Source organism: Pseudomonas sp. Q11, assembly GCF_024494355.1.
Taxonomy (GTDB): domain Bacteria; phylum Pseudomonadota; class Gammaproteobacteria; order Pseudomonadales; family Pseudomonadaceae; genus Aquipseudomonas; species Aquipseudomonas hefeiensis.
The window spans coordinates 104648-128439 of the sequence record NZ_JAKNQY010000009.1; the positions used below are offsets into that span (position 1 = coordinate 104648).

The 23792-nt window shown below is 62.2% G+C and carries 17 protein-coding genes and 2 riboswitches; of the genes, 9 read left to right on the forward strand and 8 right to left on the reverse strand.

The features are described 5' to 3' along the window. Positions 1 to 61: 61 nt before the first annotated feature. From MA884_RS12055 to cobW, 5 genes are all read right to left on the reverse strand, one after another. Positions 62 to 1708, reverse strand: a complete 1647-nt coding sequence (locus MA884_RS12055) for a phospholipase D-like domain-containing protein (protein WP_256230748.1) — start codon at positions 1706 to 1708, stop codon at positions 62 to 64. A 189-nt stretch (positions 1709 to 1897) separates the two neighbouring features. Continuing rightward, the gene (locus MA884_RS12060; RefSeq protein WP_256230749.1) at positions 1898 to 2521 is read right to left on the reverse strand and encodes a VWA domain-containing protein; all 624 of its coding nucleotides are present in this window, start codon (positions 2519 to 2521) and stop codon (positions 1898 to 1900) included. 53 nt (positions 2522 to 2574) lie between these two features. Continuing rightward, positions 2575 to 3576: an ATP-binding protein gene (locus tag MA884_RS12065; RefSeq protein WP_256230750.1), complete on the reverse strand. Its 1002-nt coding sequence runs from the start codon at positions 3574 to 3576 to the stop codon at positions 2575 to 2577. Positions 3577 to 3777: 201 nt separating this feature from the next. Continuing rightward, positions 3778 to 7539 (reverse strand): cobaltochelatase subunit CobN, encoded by a 3762-nt coding sequence (gene cobN / locus MA884_RS12070; protein WP_256230751.1) that lies wholly within the window; start codon positions 7537 to 7539, stop codon positions 3778 to 3780. 3 nt (positions 7540 to 7542) lie between these two features. Further along, positions 7543 to 8607, reverse strand: a complete 1065-nt coding sequence (gene cobW, locus MA884_RS12075) for a cobalamin biosynthesis protein CobW (protein ID WP_305518849.1) — start codon at positions 8605 to 8607, stop codon at positions 7543 to 7545. A gap of 98 nt (positions 8608 to 8705) precedes the next feature. Next, positions 8706 to 8921, reverse strand: a riboswitch (cobalamin riboswitch). A gap of 202 nt (positions 8922 to 9123) precedes the next feature. Further along, positions 9124 to 9360: riboswitch (cobalamin riboswitch) on the forward strand. Between the two features lie 99 nt (positions 9361 to 9459). On the opposite strand from cobW, the gene MA884_RS12080 reads away from it, so the two are divergent. The 4 genes from MA884_RS12080 to cobM all read left to right on the forward strand — a co-directional run bounded on the left by MA884_RS12080 (position 9460) and on the right by cobM (position 11577). Beyond that, positions 9460 to 9648, forward strand: a complete 189-nt coding sequence (locus tag MA884_RS12080) for a CbtB-domain containing protein (RefSeq protein ID WP_047227828.1) — start codon at positions 9460 to 9462, stop codon at positions 9646 to 9648. 11 nt (positions 9649 to 9659) lie between these two features. Then, entirely contained in the window at positions 9660 to 10355 is a 696-nt protein-coding gene (locus MA884_RS12085; RefSeq protein ID WP_256230752.1) for a CbtA family protein, read from the forward strand. Continuing rightward, positions 10352 to 10756: a cobalamin biosynthesis protein gene (locus MA884_RS12090; protein WP_256230753.1), complete on the forward strand. Its 405-nt coding sequence runs from the start codon at positions 10352 to 10354 to the stop codon at positions 10754 to 10756. Before MA884_RS12085 ends, MA884_RS12090 begins: the two co-directional genes overlap by 4 nt. A 74-nt stretch (positions 10757 to 10830) precedes the next feature. Further along, positions 10831 to 11577 carry a precorrin-4 C(11)-methyltransferase gene (gene cobM / locus MA884_RS12095; RefSeq protein ID WP_256230754.1) on the forward strand — a complete coding sequence of 249 codons (747 nt, stop codon included), beginning with the start codon at positions 10831 to 10833 and terminating at the stop codon, positions 11575 to 11577. Between the two features lie 186 nt (positions 11578 to 11763). Here the strand turns inward: cobM and nfuA are convergent, their stop codons facing one another. Both nfuA and MA884_RS12105 read right to left on the reverse strand, forming a co-directional pair. Continuing rightward, entirely contained in the window at positions 11764 to 12348 is a 585-nt protein-coding gene (nfuA, locus tag MA884_RS12100; RefSeq protein WP_003225494.1) for a Fe-S biogenesis protein NfuA, read from the reverse strand. Positions 12349 to 12442: 94 nt separating this feature from the next. Then, positions 12443 to 14734, reverse strand: a complete 2292-nt coding sequence (locus tag MA884_RS12105) for a fatty acid cis/trans isomerase (protein WP_256230756.1) — start codon at positions 14732 to 14734, stop codon at positions 12443 to 12445. Between the two features lie 153 nt (positions 14735 to 14887). On the opposite strand from MA884_RS12105, the gene metH reads away from it, so the two are divergent. The 4 genes from metH to MA884_RS12125 all read left to right on the forward strand — a co-directional run bounded on the left by metH (position 14888) and on the right by MA884_RS12125 (position 21614). Then, complete coding sequence (gene metH / locus MA884_RS12110) at positions 14888 to 18598, forward strand: methionine synthase (RefSeq protein ID WP_256230757.1); 3711 nt, start codon at positions 14888 to 14890, stop codon at positions 18596 to 18598. 123 nt (positions 18599 to 18721) lie between these two features. Then, positions 18722 to 18940 carry a DUF2970 domain-containing protein gene (locus MA884_RS12115; protein WP_092396051.1) on the forward strand — a complete coding sequence of 73 codons (219 nt, stop codon included), beginning with the start codon at positions 18722 to 18724 and terminating at the stop codon, positions 18938 to 18940. Positions 18941 to 19477: 537 nt separating this feature from the next. Next, on the forward strand, positions 19478 to 21136 hold the full coding sequence (locus tag MA884_RS12120) for a nitrite/sulfite reductase (RefSeq protein WP_256230758.1): 1659 nt from the start codon (positions 19478 to 19480) through the stop codon (positions 21134 to 21136). Continuing rightward, positions 21120 to 21614, forward strand: coding sequence for a DUF934 domain-containing protein (locus tag MA884_RS12125; protein ID WP_256230759.1), 495 nt, complete (start codon positions 21120 to 21122; stop codon positions 21612 to 21614). Before MA884_RS12120 ends, MA884_RS12125 begins: the two co-directional genes overlap by 17 nt. Before the next feature lie 202 nt (positions 21615 to 21816). On the opposite strand, the gene sohB is transcribed toward MA884_RS12125, so the two are convergent. Next, positions 21817 to 22848, reverse strand: a complete 1032-nt coding sequence (sohB, locus tag MA884_RS12130; protein WP_256230760.1) for a protease SohB — start codon at positions 22846 to 22848, stop codon at positions 21817 to 21819. 229 nt (positions 22849 to 23077) lie between these two features. Between sohB and MA884_RS12135 the strand changes: the two genes are divergently transcribed. Further along, positions 23078 to 23788, forward strand: coding sequence for a histidine phosphatase family protein (locus tag MA884_RS12135; RefSeq protein ID WP_256230761.1), 711 nt, complete (start codon positions 23078 to 23080; stop codon positions 23786 to 23788). Positions 23789 to 23792: the final 4 nt, after the last annotated feature.

Genomic DNA, 23792 nt, shown 5'->3' on the forward strand with positions numbered 1-23792 from the left:
GAGTCCTTGAGCACTCTTAATGGCGCTAAAAATAGCACTCTAAAACATCTCTTATCACAGTTCAGCGTCCGCAAAACCTCACCCTGGACAACATCCGCAAATCCCCGTCGCGGTAATAATCGTCCGTCCAGCTGTCATCCACCGCCAGCGGCTTGACCTGCTTGAGCGCCAGTTTTTTCACGAAATAGCGAAAGCGGTAATGCTCATAGAAGCGCAGCAGTTCAAGCCCGTAGCGGTCGGCCAGGTCGGTGTCGCCCTGGATGATGAGGTAGTTCTCGTCGTTGCCGCTGCTGGCCGCGGCGCTGAGGTTATGGCTGCCGCTGATGATGGTCGGCGTGTCGCTGGTGAAGTCGGTGACGACGGCTTTGGTATGCACCAGCAAGTTGCCTTTCTGGCCTTTCATGTTTTCCCTGAGCCAGCCCTCCAGGCCGGTATTGAGCAGCGCGGTGGCGGCGAACTCGGCGGTGCGGTCGGCATGAAAACCGGTGATGCGGCTGCTGGTGTTCTGCAGGCCGTAACGCAGCACGTCGTCGTTGGGTTGGCCGAGCAAGGCATCGAGGATCCGGTCGGGCAAGGCGAAGGCCGTGACGAACAGCAGGTCTTTTCGGGCGCCATTGATGATATCGACGAAGCGATCCAGGTCGCCCTCTCCCGTACGTGGCGAGAACCCGGTGAATAATGGCTCCTCGGGGGCCAGGGGGTTGTTCCGGTTGATCCACTGGCGCGTGGCTCCGACGTCCTCTGGTGCGGCCCAGATCTGCTCGAACACCTGGCGATAGCTGTTGCTGACGCGCGGGTCGTCCAGCACGTGAATAACGTTGGCCTGGCGGTAAACGCCATTGGCGGTGAAATTGGTGCTGCCGCACAGCACGGCCTCGGGGTGTAATGAACCGGCGTCATCGACCTTGCTCAGCACGATGAACTTGTCGTGGAAAATATTGTGCGTGACACGCCCGCGCTTGTTGGCCGCCGGCAGTGTCGCCAAGCTCGCTTCATTGCGCAACGTACCGTCGTCCCCCGGCTCGGCGTGATACAGCACCCGTACCCGCGCACCCCGTGCGAAAGCGGCGTTCACAGCCTCGACGATCACCGGCAGCTCATATTCATAGATGGCAACGTCCAGGGCCCAGCTGGCATTCAGAGCCCGGTCGATGAAACCGGTCAAGCGCCCCAGCAAGCCGTTTTCCAGCCAGCGACGCGGTGCGTCGGGCCAAGCATCGATGGACAGGTTTTTGTTGGCATCGATCAGCGCGTCAATCTCCGGAAATTTGCGCTGGAAGGCCTGGCTGGCGGCCACGGCGCGGTTGAAGATGACTCCCTGGTTGCTTGGCTGGCCATCGTCACTGGTCACTGACACCTCAAGTGATTCCCCCAGTTGCGGCGCATCAGGGCTGCCATAGGCCAGGTGCACGCGGTAGTGAATTGCCACGCCGGGGTTGATGGCGTAGTCGGCCCAGCGGAATTTCTGCAACGGTGCTTTATCGCTCGGCGTGGCGCGAAACTGCGGGAACGTGTGAACCTTGTCAGGGAAGGTCAGGCTGTTGAACAGGAACAGCCAGGGCTTGGCGCCGTGCTGTTTCTCGATGGCAAAGCCGAGCAAACCCTTGCGCCGGGGTTCGGCCAGGTCCATGGCGAGCAACACACCGTTGGTGCCGGCGTAGGCCTTGACCCGAAAATCGTCCTGGGCATTGGTGACGAGTACGCGCATGGTTCACTCCTGTGGGGGGCTGGCTGAGCATAGAACAGCGATGCTTATTGAGCGTGCGGATATCTGACACCGGGGCGATGCTATCGCGAGCAGGCTCGCTCCCACAGGGGGAGTTGTGGGGTTCATTGATCGTGTGTTCACCACAGAACAAATGTGGGAGCGAGCCTGCTCGCGATGAGGCCCTGTCAGTCACCGAACATCCGAGCCCGGTAGCCCTTCATCAATATGCCGATACTGCGCCCCCAACTGCCCCGCCAATTGCCGGGCCCGCCCCAGGCGAATCGGCCCGCGTTCGATGTCGATCAACAAACATGAGCAATCAAGGGGCGGCAGTGACAGCGGCTCTTTGACTCGCCCATCGGTCATCAGCAACACCCGCTGTTGCTCAGCCGGGTAGCGCTTGCGCCGGGCCGTCAACCAGCGGCCGGCCTCGTTCAGCGCCGCCAGTAACGGCGTGCCACCGCCGGCGCCCAGCCCGTCGAGCCAGTCTCGTAGCCCGGCCGAGGCCTTGAGCCCTTGCACCTGCCAGGCCGGTGCGCTGCCGCTGGCCGTCAGCAGTGCCAGCCGGGCGCGTTGGCGGTAGGCGTCATCGAACAGTTGTGCCAGCAGGCCTTTGCCATCGCTCAAGGCTTGATGACGACGAGTCGAGGCTGAGGCGTCGACGATGACCAGCCACAGCTCATGGGGCGAACGATGGCGTTGCTGGAAACGCAGGTCTTCACGCAGGCGTGGACGGCCAACGAGCAAGGTGCCCGGCCAGTTCACCGCCCCGCTGGGCGCCGCCTTGCTGCGGCCCTGGCGACCCTGGTCCAACCGCCCCGCACGGGGTCTGGCATTCCCCCCCGCGGGCGAGCGGGGGCGAATGCCTAGGGCTTTTTTGGCCAGCTCGGCACATCACGCCGAGTACCGATGGGCAATGCCCGGGCCGGCAGGTCACCCCACTGGCCCTGGCCTTCGTCGGGCCTGGCGGTTTGATTGGCGGTGGATGGCGGCGTTTGGGACGGCGCAGGGGCCGAAGGCTCGTGCCTGCGATGACGCAGCGCAAACTCGGCGACCGCATCAATGTCCTCTGCGGCAATGGCATCCGACGCCCGCCACGCAGCATGGGCCCGGGCGGCCCGCAGCCAGACCAGGTCGGCGCGCAAACCATCGACTCCGGCGGCAAAACAACGCTCGGTGATCTGCGCCAACGCCTGGTCATCCAGAGGAATCTGCATCAACCGATCGCGGGCTTGTTGGCAGCGTTCACGCAACTGCTGCTGGGCCGGCTCCCACTGCGCACAGAACGCCGCCGGATCACTGTCGAAATCCAGCCGACGACGAATAATCTGCCCGCGCTCAACCGGTGCGGTGTGGCCGTCCAGGGCCACGTTCAGGCCGAAACGGTCGAGCAACTGCGGACGCAATTCACCCTCTTCCGGGTTCATGGTGCCGATCAATATAAAACGCGCCGGATGCCGGTGTGAGATACCGTCGCGCTCGATCAGGTTGGTGCCGCTGGCGGCCACGTCCAGCAGCAGGTCCACCAGGTGATCGGGCAGCAGGTTCACTTCATCGACATACAACACCCCTGCGTCGGCCTTGGCCAGAACGCCGGGAGAGAACTGCGCGCGCCCTTCCCCCAGGGCCGCATCCAGATCCAGGGTGCCCACCAGCCGCTCTTCAGTGGCGCCCAAAGGCAAGGTAACGAACTGGCCGCTGGCCAACAGGTCCGCCAGGCCCCGGGCCAGCGTGGACTTCGCCATGCCCCGTGGGCCTTCGATGAGTACACCGCCGATTTTCGGATCGATCGCAGCCAGGCACAGGGCCAGTTTCAGGTCATCGGCCCCGACCACGGCGCAGAGCGGGAAATGAGGGGTGTCGGTCATGTTGAATATCTCATGCATGTTCAAAGGCCCAAACATGGACCTGTGGCGAGGGAGCTTGCTCCCGCTCGGCCTGTAGGAGCTGCCGAGCGAAGCGAGGCTGCGATATTTTCCTGATGCTTGAGTATCAAGCGAAAGATCAAAAGATCGCAGCCTTCGGCAGCTCCTACAGCACACCACACATGCGCGTCTGTTGTCCCCATCTCAGCCATCTTCCTCTATATCCAGCAACAAATTCTCCAACGCCTCACGATACTCCCCAGGCGCCTGCCACATCCCCCGTTGCTGCGCCTCGAGCATGCGCTCGGTCATGTCGCGCAAGGCATCGGGGTTGTGCTGGCGGACGAAATTTCGGGTATCGGGGTCCAGCAGATAAGCATCGGCCAGCAAGGCGTACTGGTGATCGTCGATCAACTGCGTGGTGGCGTCGAAGGCGAACAGGTTGTCCACCGTCGCCGCCAGTTCAAATGCACCTTTATAGCCGTGGCGTTTGATCCCGTCGATCCACTTCGGATTGGCCGCCCGGGAACGAATGACGCGGTTGAGCTCTTCTTTCAACGTGCGGATCTTGGGCAAGTCCGGCTGGCTGTGATCGCCGTGGTAACTGGCCGCCGTTGCGCCGCCGAGGGTCTCCACCGCCGCCAGCATGCCGCCCTGGAACTGGTAGTAATCGTTGGAATCGAGCAAGTCGTGTTCGCGGTTATCCTGGTTCTGCAACACCGCCTGCACCTGGCTCAGGCGCCGGGAGAACTGCTCCCGGGCGGCGGTGCCTTCATCGCCGGCGCCGTAAGCGTAGCCGCCCCAATTCAGGTAGACCTGCGCCAGGTCTTCGCGGCTCTGCCACAGACGGCCGTCGATGGCGCCCTGCACACCCGCGCCGTAGGCGCCGGGCTTGGCGCCGAAGATCCTCCACCCGGCCTGACGGGCCGCGACCTCCGGTTCAAGGCCCGATTCCAACAGGGCCTGGCGCTCGCTGCGCACCTTCGCCGCCAAGGGGTTCATGTCATCCGGTTCGTCGAGGGCGGCGACGGCCTGCACCGCCGCATCGAACAGGCGGATCAGATTGGCAAAGGCGTCCCGGAAGAACCCGGAGACCCGCAGCGTGACATCGACCCGAGGCCGGTCCAGCAGGCTCAACGGCAGGATCTCGAAATCATCGACTCGCTGGCTGCCCGTAGCCCACACCGGACGCACGCCCATCAACGCCATGGCCTGGGCCATGTCGTCGCCGCCAGTGCGCATGGTGGCGGTGCCCCACACCGAAAGCCCCAATTGACGCAGGTGATCGCCGTGGTCCTGCAAGTGCCGTTCAAGGATCAGGGACGCCGACTGAAAACCGATGCGCCACGCCGTGGTAGTCGGCAGGTTGCGCACGTCCACCGAGAAGAAGTTGCGCCCAGTGGGCAGTACATCCAAGCGTCCGCGACTGGGCGCACCGCTAGGGCCAGCCGGCACGAAGCGCCCGCTCAAGGCATCGAGCAAACCGCGCATTTCCGCCGGGCCGCAGGCGTCCAGACGCGGAGCTACGACGCCGCGCAGGTTTTCGATAATGCTGTTCACCGTCTCCCAACCCGGCGCCTCAAGTTGCGCGACCACGCCTTCCAGGGCCTGCTCGATCAATTGCCCGGCGAACAATTCCAGACGTTCACGCGTATCGCCAGCCGTACGCCAAGGTTCGTCGCTGATCCGACGCAAGGCTTCGGGACAAGCGCCGGCCCAGGGTTCGGCCAGCGCACAATCGAGCGGATCGAAACCCAGCGCGAAGGCCTTGGCCAGCGCCCGCAGCAAACTCGACTGCGCGCCCTTGCCATCACCCCGGGGAATGCGCAGCAAGGCCAGCAAGGTGTCGATGCGCAACCGTTGTGTGGGCGACTCGCCAAAAATGTGCAGGCCGTCGCGGATCTGCGACTCCTTCAGATCGCACAAGTAGGTGTCCAGGCGTGGCAGCCAGATTGCCACATCAGCATCGCCGTCCAGTTGCAACTCGCGGTCGATGTGGGTTTCGCGCACCAGATTCAGAATGTCTCGCTGCAGTTCCCGGGCGCGGCGTGGGTCGAGCAGTTGCGCTTCGTAGTATTCGTCAGCCAACAGCTCGAGGTTACGCAGCGGCCCATAGGTTTCGGCCCGGGTCAGCGGCGGCATCAAGTGATCGATGATCACGGCCTGGGTGCGACGCTTGGCCTGGGCGCCCTCGCCCGGGTCATTGACGATGAACGGATAAATGTTCGGCAACGGTCCCAGCAGCGCATCCGGCCAGCAGTTTTCCGAGAGCCCGACGCCCTTGCCCGGCAGCCATTCGAGGTTGCCGTGCTTGCCGACATGAATCAGCGCGTGGACGCCGTAGGTGTTACGCAGCCAGAAATAAAACGCCAGGTAGCCGTGGGGCGGCACCAGATCCGGGTCGTGGTACACGGCGCTCGGATCGACCTGATAGCCTCGGGCCGGCTGGATGCCGACGAACGTCAGGCCCAGGCGCACGCCAGCGATCATCAGCCGGCCATCGCGGAACATCGGATCCTGTTCGGGCGCGCCCCAGCGCTCCAGCACCGCCTGGCGATTGGCCTCGGGCAATGCGTCGAACAGGGTCCGGTAAGCCTCCAGTGCCAGGCTCTGGTGACAGGGCCGCTGGTCGAGACTGTCCAGGTCGTTGCTCACCCCGCCGAGCAGTTGCTGGATCAGCGCGGTGCCGCTCGCAGGCAGTTCAGCCGGCAGCGGATAGCCCTCGGCCTGCAAGGCGCGCAGGATATTCACCGCCGCTGCGGGGGTGTCCAGGCCGACGCCGTTACCAATGCGCCCATCCCGGGTCGGGTAGTTGGCGAGGATCAGCGCCACGCGCTTTTGCGAATTGGGCAGGCACGCCAGGTTCGTCCAGCGCCACGCCAGCTCAGCGACAAAATCCATGCGTTCGGGCACGGCGCGGTAGCAGACCACATCGCTCTGGCTGCGCTCGCTGCGCCAGGCCAGGTCCTTGAAACTGATGGGGCGACTGATGATCCGCCCGTCCAGTTCCGGCAGGGCAATGTGCATCGCCAGATCCCGCGGGCCCAGGCCCTGCTCACTGGCGCGCCAGCCAGGCTCGTTGTCCTGGGCGCAGATCGCCTGGATCACCGGGATGTTGCGGCGAAACGGTCGCAGGTGTGGCGCTTCGGGGCTCGATTGGGCGAAGCCGGTGGTGTTGAGGATCACCCCCGCCGCCACCTCATCCAGCCAGTCTTCGACCAAGGCCAGGCAACCGGGCTCCTTGAGGCTCGCCACGGCAATTGGCAAGGGATTGAGCCCCGCCGCTTGCAGGCGCTGGCAAAACACGTCGATGAATGCCGTGTTCGCCGCTTGCAGGTGGGAGCGATAAAACAGCACCGCCGCCACCGGCTGCCCGGCCCGCCAGTCGCTTTGCCAATCGCTCAGGGTCGCGTTGGTTCTTTCCGGATGGTAGATCGCCGTGCGCGGCAGGGTTTGGGGTTCGCCCCAAGGATAGTCGCGACCGAACCATTGGCTGGCCAGGTTATGGAACAGATCCAGGGCATTGCCCAAACCGCCTTGGCGCAGGAACTGCCAGAGCCGGTCCCGATCCTCATTGGGTACGTTGCTCAGGTCGCTGAGTTCCGGGTCCGGCCGATCGTCCCCCGGCACCAGGATCAGCTTCACCCCGCGCCCGGCCAGTTCCATCAGGCGTTCAATGCCGTAGCGCCAATAGCCGATGCCACCATGCAGGGAAAGCAGGATGACCTTGGCGTGACGCAACACGTCGTCGAAATACAGATCCACCGAGGCGTGGTTCTGCACCTGCATCGGGTTGGCGAGGCGAAACTGCGGATAGTCGTCTGGCAACTGCCGCGCCGCTTCGGCCAGCAGCGCCAGGCTGGAGTCGCCGCTGCACAGGATCACCAGCTCGGCGGGGGTTTGTCCGAGATCGGCAATGTTGTCGTCCGACACGAAACCGCCGGGCTGGGTCCTGAGCAGGTGCATGGTTTAGACGCTGAGGGCGGCGCGCAACTGCGCTTCGAGCAACCCGGCATCCAGCGCCTGGCCAATCAGCACCAGACGGGTGACCCGCGCTTCATCGGCGCCCCACTGGCGGTCGAAATGTTTGTCGAAGCGCGTGCCCACGCCCTGGATCAGCAAACGCATCGGCTTGCCAGGAAGTGCCGCGAACCCCTTGACCCGCAGCACGCCGTGCTGGACCACCAATTGGGTCAGCGCGTCCAGCAACAGGCTTTCGTCGGCCTGGGGCAGTTCGATGGAAATGGAGTCGAAAGCGTCATGATCATGGTCGTCATCGTCGCCGTCATGGTGATGGTCGTGATGGCTGTGACGGCTGTCGATGTGTTCCTCGGAGCCGGCGCCCAGGCCGATCAACACGTCCAGAGGCAAGCGGCCGCTGCTGGCTTCGATGACCTTGACCGCCGGCGGCAGCTCTTCGGCCACTTCCAGGCGCACCTTGGCCAGGTCTTCAGGGCTGATCAGGTCGGCTTTGTTGAGGATCACCAGGTCGGCGCTCGCCAGTTGGTCGGCGAACAGCTCGTGCAGCGGTGATTCGTGGTCCAGGTTGGGGTCAAGTTTGCGCTGGGCATCGACCTGATCCGGGAACGCGGCGAACGTGCCGGCGGCCACGGCCGGGCTGTCGACCACAGTGATCACCGCATCGACGGTGCACGCGCTGCGGATTTCCGGCCACTGGAAAGCCTGGACCAGCGGCTTGGGCAGCGCCAGGCCGGAGGTTTCGATAAGGATGTGATCGAGGTCACCGCGCCGCGCCACCAACTCGCGCATCACCGGGAAAAACTCTTCCTGCACGGTGCAGCACAGGCAACCGTTGGCCAGCTCATAGACGCGACCGTTGGCTTCTTCTTCGGTGCAGCCGATCGAGCACTGCTTGAGGATTTCGCCGTCGATGCCCAGCTCACCGAATTCGTTGACGATCACCGCGATGCGCCGCCCTTGAGCGTTATCGAGCATGTGCCGCAGCAAGGTGGTTTTACCCGAGCCGAGGAAACCGGTGACGATGGTGACAGGGAGTTTGGCCAGTGTTTTCATCGGATGCCCTTTGGCAAGGTGGCGGGCAAACGGGACGACAACCCGCACGCTTGGGCGCACGCGGAAGATTTCGCCACCGGGTCACCCCGCCCGGTTGTAGTGAGAATCTGTGTCGAGGCAGGTCTCCTGGCTGACGGTGGGCCAGTCATTCGACTGGCAGTTGCTGCGCCTTCCCGTGCACCCTTGGTAAAAGAGCATGCACAGTGGCCTTGCAGAAACATCACCGTTCACAGTTGCGGGGGCAGCCGCGGCTTGGACCGCGTTCCCTTCTTAGCTTCGGCCAATGCCGAAGAACCTCGAAGGCGCAAGGCTACGCAGGGTGTGGGGGCGGGTCAATCTCCGCTGGTGAGTTCTGTGGTGTCTTGCGGGCGCTATCACGAGCAGGCTCGCTCCCACAATAAATCTCGCCGATCACACAATTGCATGTTCAACAAAGCTCAACTGTGGGAGCGAGCCTGCTCGCGATGGGCACAACGGGGTATCCGCCAATTGACGCCCAGCCCCCGCCCATGCTCTCCTGTGCGCCTAGTTTTGGGTGCCCTTCACAGGGTGAAACGGGAAACCGGTGAATCGTGTGCTTGCTTGCAAGCCACGTCAGTCCGGTGCTGCCCCCGCAACGGTAAGCGAGAGAAGCGTCAGATCCACTGTGCATGCCCTGCTACAACAAGGGCGCATGGGAAGGTGACGCTGCCGGCCAGGTACAAGCCCTGCCCCTCGCGAGCCCGGAGACCGGCCCATGACTCATGCATCAACAAACCCGCGGTGGGCGGGCGCTGTTCGAACCTTGGCGGGCCTGCGCCCGGGGTTTCATTGCGCTCGATTCACCCGATGACAAGACCATAGGGAAGCGCCATGTCGACCATCAGCAGCACCGCCCGTACCGCCAGCAGTTCCACAACCCTGAGCCAGCGCCTGAGCGCAGCGATTTTCGCCTCGATCCTCGGCGCGGGCCTTGTCTATTTCGCCGGTTTCTCCCATATCGAAGCGGTGCACAACGCGGCCCACGACACCCGCCACAGCGCCGCATTCCCGTGCCATTGAGACCTGACGACATGATCAAGCGTATCGCGCAAACCGCCGGTTTCAGCGGACTGCTGGCCGCCCTGCTGCTGACCCTCCTCCAGAGTTTCTGGGTATCGCCGCTGATTCTGCAGGCCGAGACCTACGAAAGCGCCCCGGCTACCGAGCTCCATGAGCACGCCGCTGGGGTTGCCCATGCCCATGACGCCCAAGCGTGGGAGCCGCAAGACGGTTGGCAACGAGTGCTCTCCACCACGGGCGGCAATCTGGTGGTCGCGGTGGGTTTCGCCCTGATGTTGGCGGGCTTGTACACCTTGCGTGCGCCGACTCGCACGTCCCAGGGATTGCTCTGGGGTCTGGCCGGTTATGCCACTTTTGTCCTGGCGCCTACCCTCGGCCTGCCACCGGAGCTGCCCGGCACGGCAGCGGCCGATCTGGCCCAGCGGCAGATGTGGTGGATCGGCACCGCGGCGTCCACTGCGGTGGGCATCGCCCTGATTGTCTTCGGCAGGCATTGGTTGCTCAAACTGTTGGGCGTGGCGACCTTGCTGGTGCCCCATGTCATCGGCGCGCCGCAGCCTGAGGTCCACTCGATGCTGGCGCCCGAAGCACTTGAAAGCCAGTTCAAGCTCGCCTCGCAAGTGACCAACGTCGCGTTCTGGCTGGCCCTGGGCCTGGTCAGCGCATGGTTGTTCCGTCGCGGCGACCAGGCTCGCCACGACGCATGAGCAACGGGCCGATCCTGGTGGTCGGCCTGGGCTGTCAGCGCGGCTGCCCTGCCAGCAGGTTGCGGGCATTGCTTGACCAGACGTTGCTGGCGCACGGCATTGAGCTCTCTGGGGTTCGAGCCTTGGCCAGTATCGACCTCAAGCAAGACGAGCCGGGTCTCCTGGAGCTGGCCGAGCAACTGAAGTTGCCGCTGACCTGTTTCAATGCCGGGCAATTGTCCAGCTACCAGGAGCGGCTCAGTCACCGCTCCGAGATCGCTTTTGAGCACACCGGTTGCTATGGCATCGCCGAAAGCGCTGCCCTGGCCCTGGCCGATCGGTTGGGCACGACGCCCGCAACATTGCTGATTCCCCGCCAGAAAGGCCCCAGCGTCACGTTGGCATTGGCGGTCACGGCCTGAATCCCGATAATTCGCGCCCTCAATCATGAGCGATCTTCATTCAGCGTCGCTCACTCACCTTTTAGGAACCGGTCATGACCGTTTATTTCATTGGCGCCGGCCCTGGCGACCCGGAACTGATCACTGTCAAAGGCCAGCGACTGATCCGTAGCTGCGCGCTGATCATCTATGCCGGCTCCCTGGTGCCCATGGCCGTGCTGGAAGGCCACAGCGCCGAACAGGTGGTCAACAGCGCCGAGCTGCACCTGGAGCAGATTATCGAATTGATCAGGACTGCCCATCTCAAGGGCCAGGACGTGGCTCGGGTACACTCCGGCGACCCGAGCCTGTACGGTGCCATCGGCGAGCAGATTCGTTGCCTGCGGGAACTGGACATCCCCTTCGAGATCATTCCCGGCGTGACCGCGACCTCAGCCTGCGCCGCCCTGCTGGGCGCCGAACTGACCTTGCCGGACGTTTCCCAAAGCCTGATCCTCACCCGCTATGCGGACAAAACCGCGATGCCTGCCGGCGAAGAACTGGGCAGCCTGGCGCAGCACGGGGCGAGCATGGCGATTCACTTGGGCGTCAATCATCTGGAAAAAATTGTCAGCGAACTGCTGCCCCACTACGGCGCGGATTGCCCGATTGCGGTGATTCACCGGGCGACATGGCCGGATCAGGATTGGGTGGTGGGTACGCTGGCTGATATCGCCGAAAAGGTCCAGGCCAGGGGCTTTCGGCGCACGGCGCTGATCCTGGTGGGACGCGTGCTGGGTAATGATGTGTTCAGTGAGTCGTCACTGTACCGCGCCGGGCATGCGCATCTCTACAGACCCTGACTCGATCTGACAGACTCTCAAGTAATTGTGGCGAGGGAGCTTGCTCCCGCTGGGCCGCGAAGCGGCCCCCGGCAATTCATGCGCCCATCACGAAGAACACACCGGTTGCCTTGCGATTGCTTCGCAATCGAGCGGGAGCAAGCTCCCTCGCCACACACCGTTTTTTGTATTCGCAGCGAACACCTATCAGTAGTAGGCGTTTTCTTTCTGCGTGTGGTCGGTCACGTCGCGCACACCCTTGAGCTCCGGGATACGCTCGAGCAAGGTGCGCTCGATGCCTTCCTTCAAGGTCACGTCAGCCTGGCCGCAGCCCTGGCAGCCGCCGCCGAACTGGAGCACGGCGATGCCGTCTTCCACCACGTCGATCAGCGAAACCTGGCCGCCGTGACTGGCCAGCCCCGGGTTGATTTCGGTTTGCAGGTAATAATTGATGCGCTCGTTGACCGGGCTGTCGGCATTGACCATCGGCACCTTGGCGTTCGGCGCCTTGATGGTCAACTGGCCGCCCATGCGGTCGGTGGCGTAGTCGACCACCGCATCGTCCAGGAACGCTTCGCTGAACGAGTCGATGTAAGCGGTGAAGCTCTTGAGCCCCAACGCGGTGTCTTCGGGCTTCTCTTCCCCCGGCTTGCAGTAGGCAATGCAGGTTTCGGCGTACTGGGTGCCGGGCTGGGTGATGAAGACGCGGATCCCGATACCCGGCGTGTTCTGCTTGGACAGCAGGTCAGCCAGGTAATCGTGGGCAGCATCGGTAATGGTAATGGCGGTCATGGAAATTCCTCGCAGGCTTGCCGGCAGTTTACGCCAATCATCGCGCCGGACAAAGTCCTAGTATTTTTGTCGGAAAAGCACCCGGATATCCTGATCAGAGGTTCTGGTAGCGATTCATGTCCAATACGCCACTTTCCAGTGGCTCCACCTCCTGCATGTAAAGGCTCAGGTCATGGAAGTACTGCCAGAACTGCGGGTGGCTGCGCCGAATCCCCCAGCGCTCGACAACCCGCTCGAACGCCTGCCCGTCCCGGGCACTTTCCATGGCGTCGACAAAGGCCGGCACTTGCTCGGCGGGGATGTTGAAGATGAAGTTCGGGTAGCTGCTCAGCACGCCCGGATAGACCGTCAAGCTGTCCAGCCCCGGCTGGTAACGCAGCGCCTCGCCCAGCAAAAATGCCACGTTACTGTGGGCGCGGTTACGCAGCAGGCTGTAGACCTCACGGCGGCCGCCGACGGTTTCGATGCGCAGCATGGTCGCTTCGGGCAACTGGTTGATGACGCTCAGCCCCGCCGCTGGCCTGGAAGCCAGGCGACTGAGGGCCTGTTCGGCGTTCTGTAAGGCCGGATCAATGTTCGGACGCGAGCAATAGGCGCCCTCACAGCGGTTGATCGGATCGGGCCGCGCGTTCAAGTCGCCGTAACGGACCAGCAGTTGCCGGACGAAATCGCGCTTGGGGTCCCTTTCGTCAAGCTTGAAAGCGGTCGGTTTGTCGTCGTCGATGGCCTCGTAATCGAGCCACATCTTGAATTTTCCACCCGACTGATACCAATCGTTGAGGTAATCCTCGCGGGAGTCGGCTGGCATCAAGCGCAGGAAGTTCTGCTCCGCACCGTTGCGAATCAGGTCGAAGTAAAGTCGGGTCTGGGCCTGGTGGGACACGTTGCCGAACACATCGAAGTTCACCGCCAACTGATAATAAGTGCGCTCCAGCAATGGAAAGTCGAACAGCCACATCGTCTGCGGCACCTCGCCAATCAGGCCCTTGGTGACTGAAGCACTGTCGAAATGCCGGAAAATGCTCAGCAAGGCATTGTCGTTGCCGGCCCACAGCGTCGACCAACTGGGCGCAGGCAGGTCGGCATAGTTGTCGCGACGCAAGGCTTCGTATTCGTTGCGCTTGTCCCGGTAGTCCAGCCACAGGCTCAGGACGCTGCCCACATCGTCGTTCTGCCCAGGCATCGCCAGCAACGGTGTGGCCTGGCCGCGGTAATTGGGGTCGGTGATGTACAGGTCATGTTCGGGAGCCTGGAACAGCGCCCAGAAGTTGTCGCGAATCACATCCGTGGCGATCTGGCCCCGGCAAACCGGGCCGCGGATAAAGGTGCGCACGAAATACTCGGCGTTATCGAGCATGAACTGATAGCGAGCCTGGGCCGGGATCGCTTCGAAGGTTGAGAACGGGTTGGCCCGGCGCTCCGGCCCGTACCCCGGCAACGCAGTGACCTGCCAACGGCCGCTGTAGAACAGGCTCTTGATCCGCGCCATTTTCGCCGCGCTCAACCCGTAGGTGATGTGGGTCTTGTGCACGATCACCCCTTGCACCGGCCAGAGCCGGTAATACACGTGGGTGCCAGGGTCATCGTTCGGGCGGCGGGTGTTGATCAGGTCGATTGGCTGGCCGGTAGGCGTGCGCGAACGTACCCACTGGAAGAAATGCCCCGGCTCGCCATCCTTGAAATAAATGTGCGCCAGGAACCAGTGCTCGAACAACCACCGGCCCACCAGGCTTTCCCGGGCGCCGGGGGCATTGAGCAGGTTTTCCCACTGCAGCACCTGCAAGGCTTCGGCGGCGCTCGGCGCCAGCGCTTGCTGATCGATGGGAGCCCCGGCGGCGAGCCAGCGCTGCAAGGTCTGATATTGCTGATCGGTCAGGCCAGTGACCGCCAGGGGCATGCCTTCCTTGGGATGCGCGGCGGCGTACTCGTCGAATTGCCCCGGCATTGGGCAGCTGTTGTTACGGTTCAGACCCAACACGATTTCCTCCGGCAACTTCGCGTTGGGTTGCAACGGTGTGTTGTGCCCCAGTTCGAGCATTTGCGCCATCAGCGCGGCCTGGGTGCCTTGCGCATCAAGCACGGAATAGAAGCCTTTGCGCTGCCAGGCGCGCTGGCCGGAGGCGTCATAGAACAAGCGGGTAGGCTCGGCAGCCTGGCGTCGCTCACCGTCATAGACCGGCAGCTTGCTCGCACCCCGGGACGCACCTTCGCCACTGCCAAGGTTCAGCTGGCACGCAGAGTCATAGCAAGCGTGGCAGGCCACGCATTTTTCCGTGAAGATCGGCTGGATGTCGCGCGTGTAGGAAATCGCCGGGGCGGGATCCTTTGCCGCTGAGTTAAAAGCCAACAGCAGCAACAGACTGCCGAATAAGACGCGGTACGGCATGTCTCGGGTCCCTAAGAGATAGTGCAGCGATTCTACCGGGCTGGCATCGCCCTGCAAACATGAGCAAAATTCATGAAAAACCGCCCATGATCAAATCCTGTACAGGTTTGCTATCATCCCCGCCTTCGTAATGGTCTTTTTCCAGGTAGTCCTATGTCCGATCGCAGCGCTCGCCTTTATCTTCTCCAGCAGGCCCTCAAGGAACGCATTCTGATCCTCGACGGCGGCATGGGCACGATGATCCAGAGCTACAAGCTTGAGGAACAAGACTACCGCGGCAAGCGTTTCGCCGACTGGCCGAGCGACGTCAAGGGCAACAATGATTTGTTGGTACTGAGTCGCCCGGATGTGATCGGCGCCATCGAAAAAGCCTACCTGGATGCCGGCGCGGACATCCTGGAAACCAATACTTTCAATGCCACCCAGGTGTCCCAGGCCGACTACGGCATGCAGAGCCTGGCCTACGAGCTGAACCTGGAAGGCGCGCGCCTGGCCCGAAAAGTGGCCGACGCCAAGACCCTGGAAACACCGGACAAGCCGCGCTTCGTTGCCGGCGTGCTAGGCCCGACCAGCCGCACCTGCTCGCTGTCGCCGGACGTGAACAACCCCGGCTATCGCAACGTAACCTTCGACGAACTGGTGGAGAACTACACCGAGGCCACCAAGGGCCTGATCGAAGGCGGCGCCGACCTGATCCTGATCGAAACCATTTTCGACACCCTGAACGCCAAGGCAGCGATTTTCGCCGTGCAAGGGGTGTATGAGGAATTAGGCGTCGAACTGCCGATCATGATCTCCGGCACCATCACCGACGCGTCCGGCCGCACCCTGTCCGGCCAGACCACCGAAGCCTTCTGGAACTCCGTCGCCCACGCCAAGCCGATTTCCGTGGGCTTGAACTGCGCGTTGGGCGCCAGCGAGTTGCGCCCGTACCTCGAAGAGCTGTCGAACAAGGCCAGCACCCACGTATCGGCGCACCCTAACGCCGGTCTGCCCAATGAATTCGGTGAATACGACGAACTGCCGGTGGACACCGCCAAGGTCATCGAAGAGTTTGCCCAGAGCGGCTTCCTGAACATCGTCGGCGGCTGCTGCGGCACCACGCCTGCGCATATCGAAGCCATCGCCAAGGCCGTGGCCGGCTACGCGCCGCGACAGATTCCACAGATTCCCCGGGCTTGCCGCCTGTCGGGCCTGGAACCGTTTACCATTGATCGCAGCTCCTTGTTCGTCAACGTCGGCGAGCGGACCAACATCACCGGTTCGGCCAAGTTCGCCCGGCTGATCCGCGACGACAACTACACCGAAGCCCTGGAAGTGGCCCTGCAGCAGGTCGAGGCCGGCGCCCAGGTGATCGACATCAACATGGACGAGGGCATGCTCGATTCGAAGAAGGCCATGGTGACCTTCCTCAATCTGATTGCCGGCGAACCGGACATCTCCCGCGTGCCGATCATGATCGACTCCTCGAAATGGGAAGTGATCGAAGCAGGCCTCAAGTGCATCCAGGGCAAGGGCATCGTCAACTCCATCAGCATGAAGGAAGGCGTCGAGCAGTTCATCCATCATGCCAAGCTGTGCAAGCGCTACGGTGCCGCCGTGGTGGTGATGGCCTTCGACGAGGCCGGCCAGGCCGACACCGAAGCGCGCAAGAAGGAAATCTGCAAGCGCTCCTACGACATCCTGGTCAATGAAGTCGGCTTCCCGCCGGAAGACATCATCTTCGACCCGAACATCTTCGCCGTCGCCACCGGTATCGAAGAACACAACAACTATGCCGTGGACTTCATCAACGCCTGCGCCTACATCCGCGACGAACTGCCTTATGCGCTGACCTCCGGTGGCGTGTCCAACGTGTCCTTCTCGTTCCGGGGCAACAACCCGGTGCGCGAGGCGATTCACTCGGTGTTCCTGTTGTATGCAATCCGCTCGGGCCTGACCATGGGCATCGTCAACGCCGGCCAACTGGAGATCTACGACCAGATCCCGCTGGAACTGCGCGACGCCGTGGAAGACGTGATCCTCAACCGCACGCCTGAAGGCACCGACGCCCTGCTCGCCATCGCCGACAAGTACAAGGGCGACGGCAGCGTCAAGGAAGCGGAGACCGAAGAGTGGCGTGGCTGGGAAGTGAACAAGCGCCTGGAACACGCGCTGGTCAAGGGCATTACCACGCACATCGTCGAAGACACTGAAGAGTCTCGCCAGTCTTTCGCCCGCCCGATCGAAGTCATCGAAGGCCCGCTGATGGCCGGCATGAACATCGTCGGTGACCTGTTCGGCGCCGGCAAAATGTTCCTGCCCCAGGTAGTGAAATCCGCCCGGGTGATGAAGCAGGCCGTGGCTCACCTGATTCCATTCATCGAGGCGGAAAAAGGCGACAAGCCGGAAGCCAAGGGCAAGATCCTCATGGCGACGGTCAAGGGCGACGTCCACGACATCGGCAAGAATATTGTCGGCGTGGTGCTCGGTTGCAACGGCTATGACGTGGTCGACCTGGGCGTGATGGTGCCGGCGGAGAAGATCCTGCAGGTGGCCAAGGAGCAGAAGTGCGACATCATCGGGCTGTCCGGCCTGATCACTCCGTCCCTGGACGAGATGGTGCATGTGGCCCGCGAGATGCAGCGCCAGGACTTCCACCTGCCCCTGATGATCGGTGGCGCCACGACCTCCAAGGCCCACACGGCGGTGAAGATCGAACCCAAGTACAGCAACGATGCGGTGATCTATGTCACCGACGCCTCGCGCGCCGTGGGCGTAGCCACCCAGCTGCTGTCCAAGGAACTCAAGCCGGCATTCGTCGAGAAAACCCGCCTGGAGTACATCGACGTTCGCGAGCGCACCGCCAACCGCAGCGCCCGTACCGAACGTTTGAGCTACCCGGCCGCCGTGGCGAAGAAGCCGCAGTTCGACTGGAGCAGCTACCAGCCAGTCAAGCCGACCTTTACCGGCGCCCGGGTGCTGGACGATATCGACCTCAACGTGCTGGCCGAATACATCGACTGGACACCGTTCTTCATCTCCTGGGACCTGGCCGGCAAGTACCCGCGCATCCTGACCGACGAAGTGGTCGGGGAAGCGGCTACCGCACTGTACGCCGATGCCCGGGCGATGCTGCGCAAGCTGATCGACGAGAAACTCATCAGCGCCCGCGCCGTGTTCGGCTTCTGGCCGGCCAACCAAGTGCATGACGACGATCTGGAAGTCTATGGCGAGGATGGCAAGCCACTGGCCCGCCTGCATCACCTGCGCCAGCAGATCATCAAGACCGACGGCAAGCCGAACTTCTCCCTGGCCGACTTCGTCGCACCCAAGGACAGCGGCGTGACCGACTACGTGGGCGGCTTCATCACCACCGCCGGCATCGGCGCCGAAGAAGTCGCCAAGGCCTACCAGGAAGCCGGCGACGACTACAACTCGATCATGGTCAAGGCCCTGGCCGACCGCTTGGCCGAGGCCTGTGCCGAATGGTTGCACCAGCAGGTGCGCAAGGAACATTGGGGCTACGCCAAGGACGAGCGCCTGGACAACGACGCCCTGATCAAGGAGCAATACACCGGCATCCGCCCTGCCCCCGGCTACCCGGCCTGCCCGGATCACACCGAGAAGGCCACCCTGTTCCGCCTGCTCGACCCCGCGGCCAGCGAACTGAAGGCTGGACGCAGCGGCGTGTTCCTCACCGAACATTACGCCATGTTCCCGGCGGCAGCCGTCAGCGGCTGGTATTTCGCCCATCCCCAGGCGCAATATTTCGCCGTGGGCAAAATCGACAAGGATCAGGTCCAGAGCTATACCGCGCGTAAAGGTCAGGACTTGAGTGTGACTGAGCGCTGGCTGGCGCCGAATTTGGGTTACGACAACTAACAAGAAAAAGATCGCAGGCTGCGCCAGCTCCTACAGGGTTTTGTGTGTTCCTGTAGGAGCTGGCGCAGCCTGCGATCTTTTTTTGTCTATGCTTGTTCCAAACCCATGGCAGACGAGGGATTTATGGACGATCCGATCGACAACAAGCCGCCGACCCTGTGGCAGATGATGCACAGCGTGCTGGCTGCCGCTTTCGGCGTGCAGAGCGGCAAGAACCGCGCCCGTGACTTCACCCACGGCAAGCCGAGTCACTTCGTGGTATTGGGCATCGTCTTCACGGTGATCTTCGCCCTGACGCTGTTTGGCATCGTCAAGCTGGTGGTGCACCTGGCGGGGCTGTAAATCTATCTACGACACACCTACCCCCCCTGTGGGAGCGAGCCTGCTCGCGATAGCGGTTTGTCAGTCACTTCATGATTGACTGAACCACCGCTATCGCGAGCAGGCTCGCTCCCACAGTTTTTTCACCACCGCTCTATTGGTGACTGACCCAGAACACCGCGGTGCCCACCACCAGGATAATCAGAAACAAAATGGCCCAGGCATCAACAGAACTGTCGCTTTTCCTTGCTTTGGTCGGATTGCTCATTGCATCGCCTCTTGTCGGTTTTGTAGGTGATTGCATAGGGACTCGTCCACAGTTAAGACGATGATTGCCCGCACGACAAATGTGGGTTAGGCAATAATCAATCTCATTAGTCGATTTGGTTCTTTACATATACTCAAACATCACTTTTGCGCATAACCCAAAACAGGTATCTTGCACCGGCTCCCTAGGAGTGCGCGGCCGTGCGCGCAGAATTGCCGAGGCAGAACCCGATTCCAGCGAGCCAACATGCAGCTGTTTCTGATCGGCCCAAGCCTGAGACCGAGACTTATATGTACGTATATGACGAGTACGATCAGCGAATCATTGAGGACCGCGTCAAGCAGTTCCGTGATCAGACCCGACGCTATCTGGCAGGCGAGCTGAGCGAAGAAGAATTCCGCCCTCTGCGTTTGCAGAATGGCCTGTATATCCAGCGCTTCGCCCCGATGCTGCGCGTAGCGGTGCCTTATGGCCAACTGACCTCGCGTCAGGTGCGCATGCTGGCCAAGATTGCCCGCGACTACGACAAAGGCTATGCCCACATCAGTACCCGCCAGAACGTCCAGTACAACTGGCCGGCCCTGGAAGATGTGCCCGAGATCCTCGCCGAGCTGGCCACCGTGCAGATGCACGCGATCCAGACCAGCGGCAACTGCCTGCGCAACGTCACCACCGACCAGTTCGCCGGTGTCGCGGCCGATGAGTTGATCGACCCGCGCCCTTGGTGCGAGATCGTTCGCCAGTGGACCACCTTCCACCCGGAATTCGCCTACCTGCCGCGCAAGTTCAAGATCGCCATCAACGGCTCGACGTCGGACCGTGCGGCCATTGAAGTCCACGACATCGGCCTGGAAACGGTCTACAACGCCGCGGGCGAGCTGGGCTTCCGGGTGCTGGTGGGCGGCGGCCTCGGCCGCACGCCGGTGGTCGGCGCGTTCATCAACGAGTTCTTGCCATGGCAAGACCTGCTGAGCTACCTCGACGCCATCCTGCGGGTGTACAACCGCTACGGCCGTCGTGACAACAAGTACAAGGCGCGGATCAAGATCCTGGTCAAGGCCCTTACGCCAGAAGTGTTCGCCGAGAAGGTCGAGGCTGAAATGACTCACCTGCGCGGCGGCCAGACCACACTGACCGAAGCCGAAGTCCATCGCGTAGCCAAGCACTTCGTCGACCCGGACTACAAGGCCCTGGGCAACCAAGACGCCGAGCTGGCCGCACTCGACAAGGAACATCCGGGCTTCGCCCGCTGGCGCACCCGCAACACCCTGGCCCACAAGAAGCCGGGCTACGTCGCGGTGACCCTGTCACTGAAGCCGACCGGCGTCGCGCCGGGCGACATCACCGACAAGCAGCTGGACGCCGTGGCCGACCTGGCTGAGCGCTACAGCTTCGGTCAACTGCGCACCTCCCACGAACAGAACATCATCCTGGCGGACGTTGAACAGAGCCAATTGTTCACCCTGTGGGGCGAGTTGCGCGAGCAAGGGTTCGCCACGCCGAACATCGGCCTGCTGACCGACATGATCTGCTGCCCGGGCGGTGACTTCTGCTCCCTGGCCAACGCCAAGTCGATCCCTATCGCCGAGTCGATCCAGCGTCGTTTCGACGACCTGGACTACCTGTTCGACATCGGCGAGCTGGACCTGAACATTTCCGGTTGCATGAACGCCTGTGGCCACCACCACGTCGGCCACATCGGCATCCTCGGCGTGGACAAGAAAGGCGAGGAGTTCTACCAGGTTTCCCTGGGTGGCAGCGGCAGCCGCGATGCCAGCCTGGGCAAGATCCTCGGCCCGTCGTTTGCCCAGGACGACATGCCTGACGTGATCGAGAAGCTGATCGACGTGTACATCGAACAACGTACCGAAGACGAGCGTTTCATCGACACTTACCAACGTATCGGCATCGACCTCTTCAAGGAACGCGTCTATGCAGCGAATAATTAAGAACGACGAGGTTATCGACGAAACCTGGCACTTGTTGCCCAAGGACGCGACCCTCGATGGTATTTCCAACTGCGACGACCTGATCGTGCCTCTGGCCCTGTGGCGCGATCATGCTCACGCCCTCAAGGCCCGCGATGGCGGCCTGGGTGTGTGGCTGGACGCTGACGAAGAGGCGGAGGAAATCGGTGATGACGCCAATCAGCTCCAGGTCATCGCCCTGAACTTCCCGGCCTTCACCGACGGGCGTAGCTACTCCAACGCCCGCCTGCTGCGTGACCGCTATGGTTTCAAGGGTGAATTGCGGGCGATTGGCGATGTGTTGCGTGACCAATTGTTCTATATGCGCCGTTGCGGTTTCGACGCCTTTGCCTTGCGCGCCGACAAGGACCCCTTTGAGGCCCTCGAAAGCCTCAAGGACTTCTCGGTGACCTACCAGGCGGCTACTGACGAACCGCTGCCGTTGTTTCGTCGTCGCTGAAACCTGATACAAAAAAGCCCTGATCCGGGTGTTCCGGTTCAGGGCTTTTTTATGGATGGATGATTGGTGCGGAACCTGATCTTCAGCCCACCCTGAACCCAATGTGGGAGCGAGCCTGCTCGCGATAGCGGCTCGCCTGAGCAGGTGATGCTGGATGTGCCACCGTCATCGCGAGCAGGCTCGCTCCCACAGGGATTAGCCGTTACCAGAACCGCTGCTGGGTCAGGCGGCTCCACCAGCTCAGCAGCACCCGGTCCACCGAACCGCTGGCCGCCATGCCGATGCGCTCCTGCAAACTTTTGCGTTCGGCATAGTGCAGGTGGTACAGCTCGGCGCTCTTGGCTCGTTCGGCCAGGTATTCATCGCTGGTCTTCAGCTCGTCCACCAGGCGCTTGTCCAGTGCCGCGACGCCCAGCCAGACTTCTCCGGTCGCCACTTCATCAATGGCCAGTTGCGGACGGTAGTTGGACACGAAGTTCTTGAACAACTCATGGGTGATGTCCAGGTCTTCCTGGAACTTTTCCCGGCCCTTCTCGGTGTTTTCGCCAAACACCGTCAACGTGCGCTTGTATTCACCGGCCGTCAGCACTTCAAAATCGATGTCGTGTTTCTTCAGTAGACGGTTGACGTTAGGCAACTGGGCCACGACGCCGATGGAGCCAAGAACGGCAAAAGGTGCGCTGATGATCTTCTCGCCGATGCACGCCATCATGTAGCCGCCGCTGGCCGCGACCTTGTCGATGCACACCGTCAGCGGCACGCCGGCCTGACGAATCCGGGCCAGTTGCGACGAGGCCAGGCCGTAGCTGTGGACCATGCCGCCGCCGCTTTCCAGGCGCAACACCACTTCATCCTTCGGGGTCGCCAGGGTTAGCAATGCGGTGATTTCATGACGAAGGCTTTCGGTGGCCGAAGCCTTGATGTCACCGTCAAAATCCAGCACGAATACCCGAGGCTTGGCTGCCGGCTTGTCCTTATTTTTCTTGGCGGCCTTTTCAGCCTTGCCTTCCGTCTTGCGCAGCGCCTTGAGCTGGTCTTTATCCAGCAGCGTCTGCTCCAGGCGCTCGCGCAGCCCCTTGTAGAAGTCGTTGAGTTTGCTCACCTGCAACTGGCCGGCAGACTTGCGCCGCCCCTTGCTGCGCAGGGCAGCAAAACTGGCCAGCACCACCAGGATGGCAATCACCAGCGTCACAGTCTTGGCCAGGAAACTGGCGTATTCGATGAAAAACTCCACGATGGCTCCTAATAAATTCAAAACGCCGCTCAAGCGCGGGCACTCAACGCGTCCAGCATACCCATGCGCCTGCGCCGCGACCAGCCATGAAACCTATGGTTACCTTAACGCAAGGGCAGCTGGACAAGGCTGTAACGGGCATTTCAAACAAGCGTATGTTTTTTCATTGACAGCTCACCGCCATCCTCATAACCTCGCCAAACCTTCAACGTACCGGGATGACGCGGACGTGGGCAGTATCTATCTGATTCGACATGGCCAAGCCTCCTTCGGTGCGGACGACTACGATGTCCTTTCGCCAAACGGTGTACGCCAGGCGCAAGTGCTGGGCAGCCACCTCGCCGAGCTGGGTGTCGTGTTCGATCGCTGTCTTTCGGGCGACCTGCGTCGCCAGCAGGATACCGCCACCGGTGCGCTGGACCGGATGTCCGCCGCCGGGCTACCGGTTCCCGAACTGGAAATCGATTCGGCGTTCAATGAGTTCGACGCCGACGCGGTAATCCGCGCCCTGTTGCCGGACATGCTCCCCCAGGAACCCGAAGCCCTGTACATCCTGCGCAACGCCGCACAAAACCGCGCCGAATTCCAGCGCATCTTCGCGTTGATCATCGAACGCTGGCTCGGCGGCCAATACGACCCGCCCGAACTGGAAAGCTGGCTGGGCTTCGTCGACCGGGTCCAGGCCGGCCTGCAGCGCATTCTGGAGCAAGCCGACAATTCCCAGAAAATCGCCGTATTCACCTCCGGCGGGACCATCACCGCCCTGCTCCACCTGATCACCCAGATGCCTGCGCGGCAGGCCTTCGAACTGAATTGGCAAATCGTCAACACCTCGCTCAACCACTTGAAATTCAGGGGCCGCGAGGTGGCCCTGGCTTCCTTCAACAGTCATGCCCACCTGCAACTGCTGAAGGCCCCGGACCTCATCACCTTTCGCTGAGTCC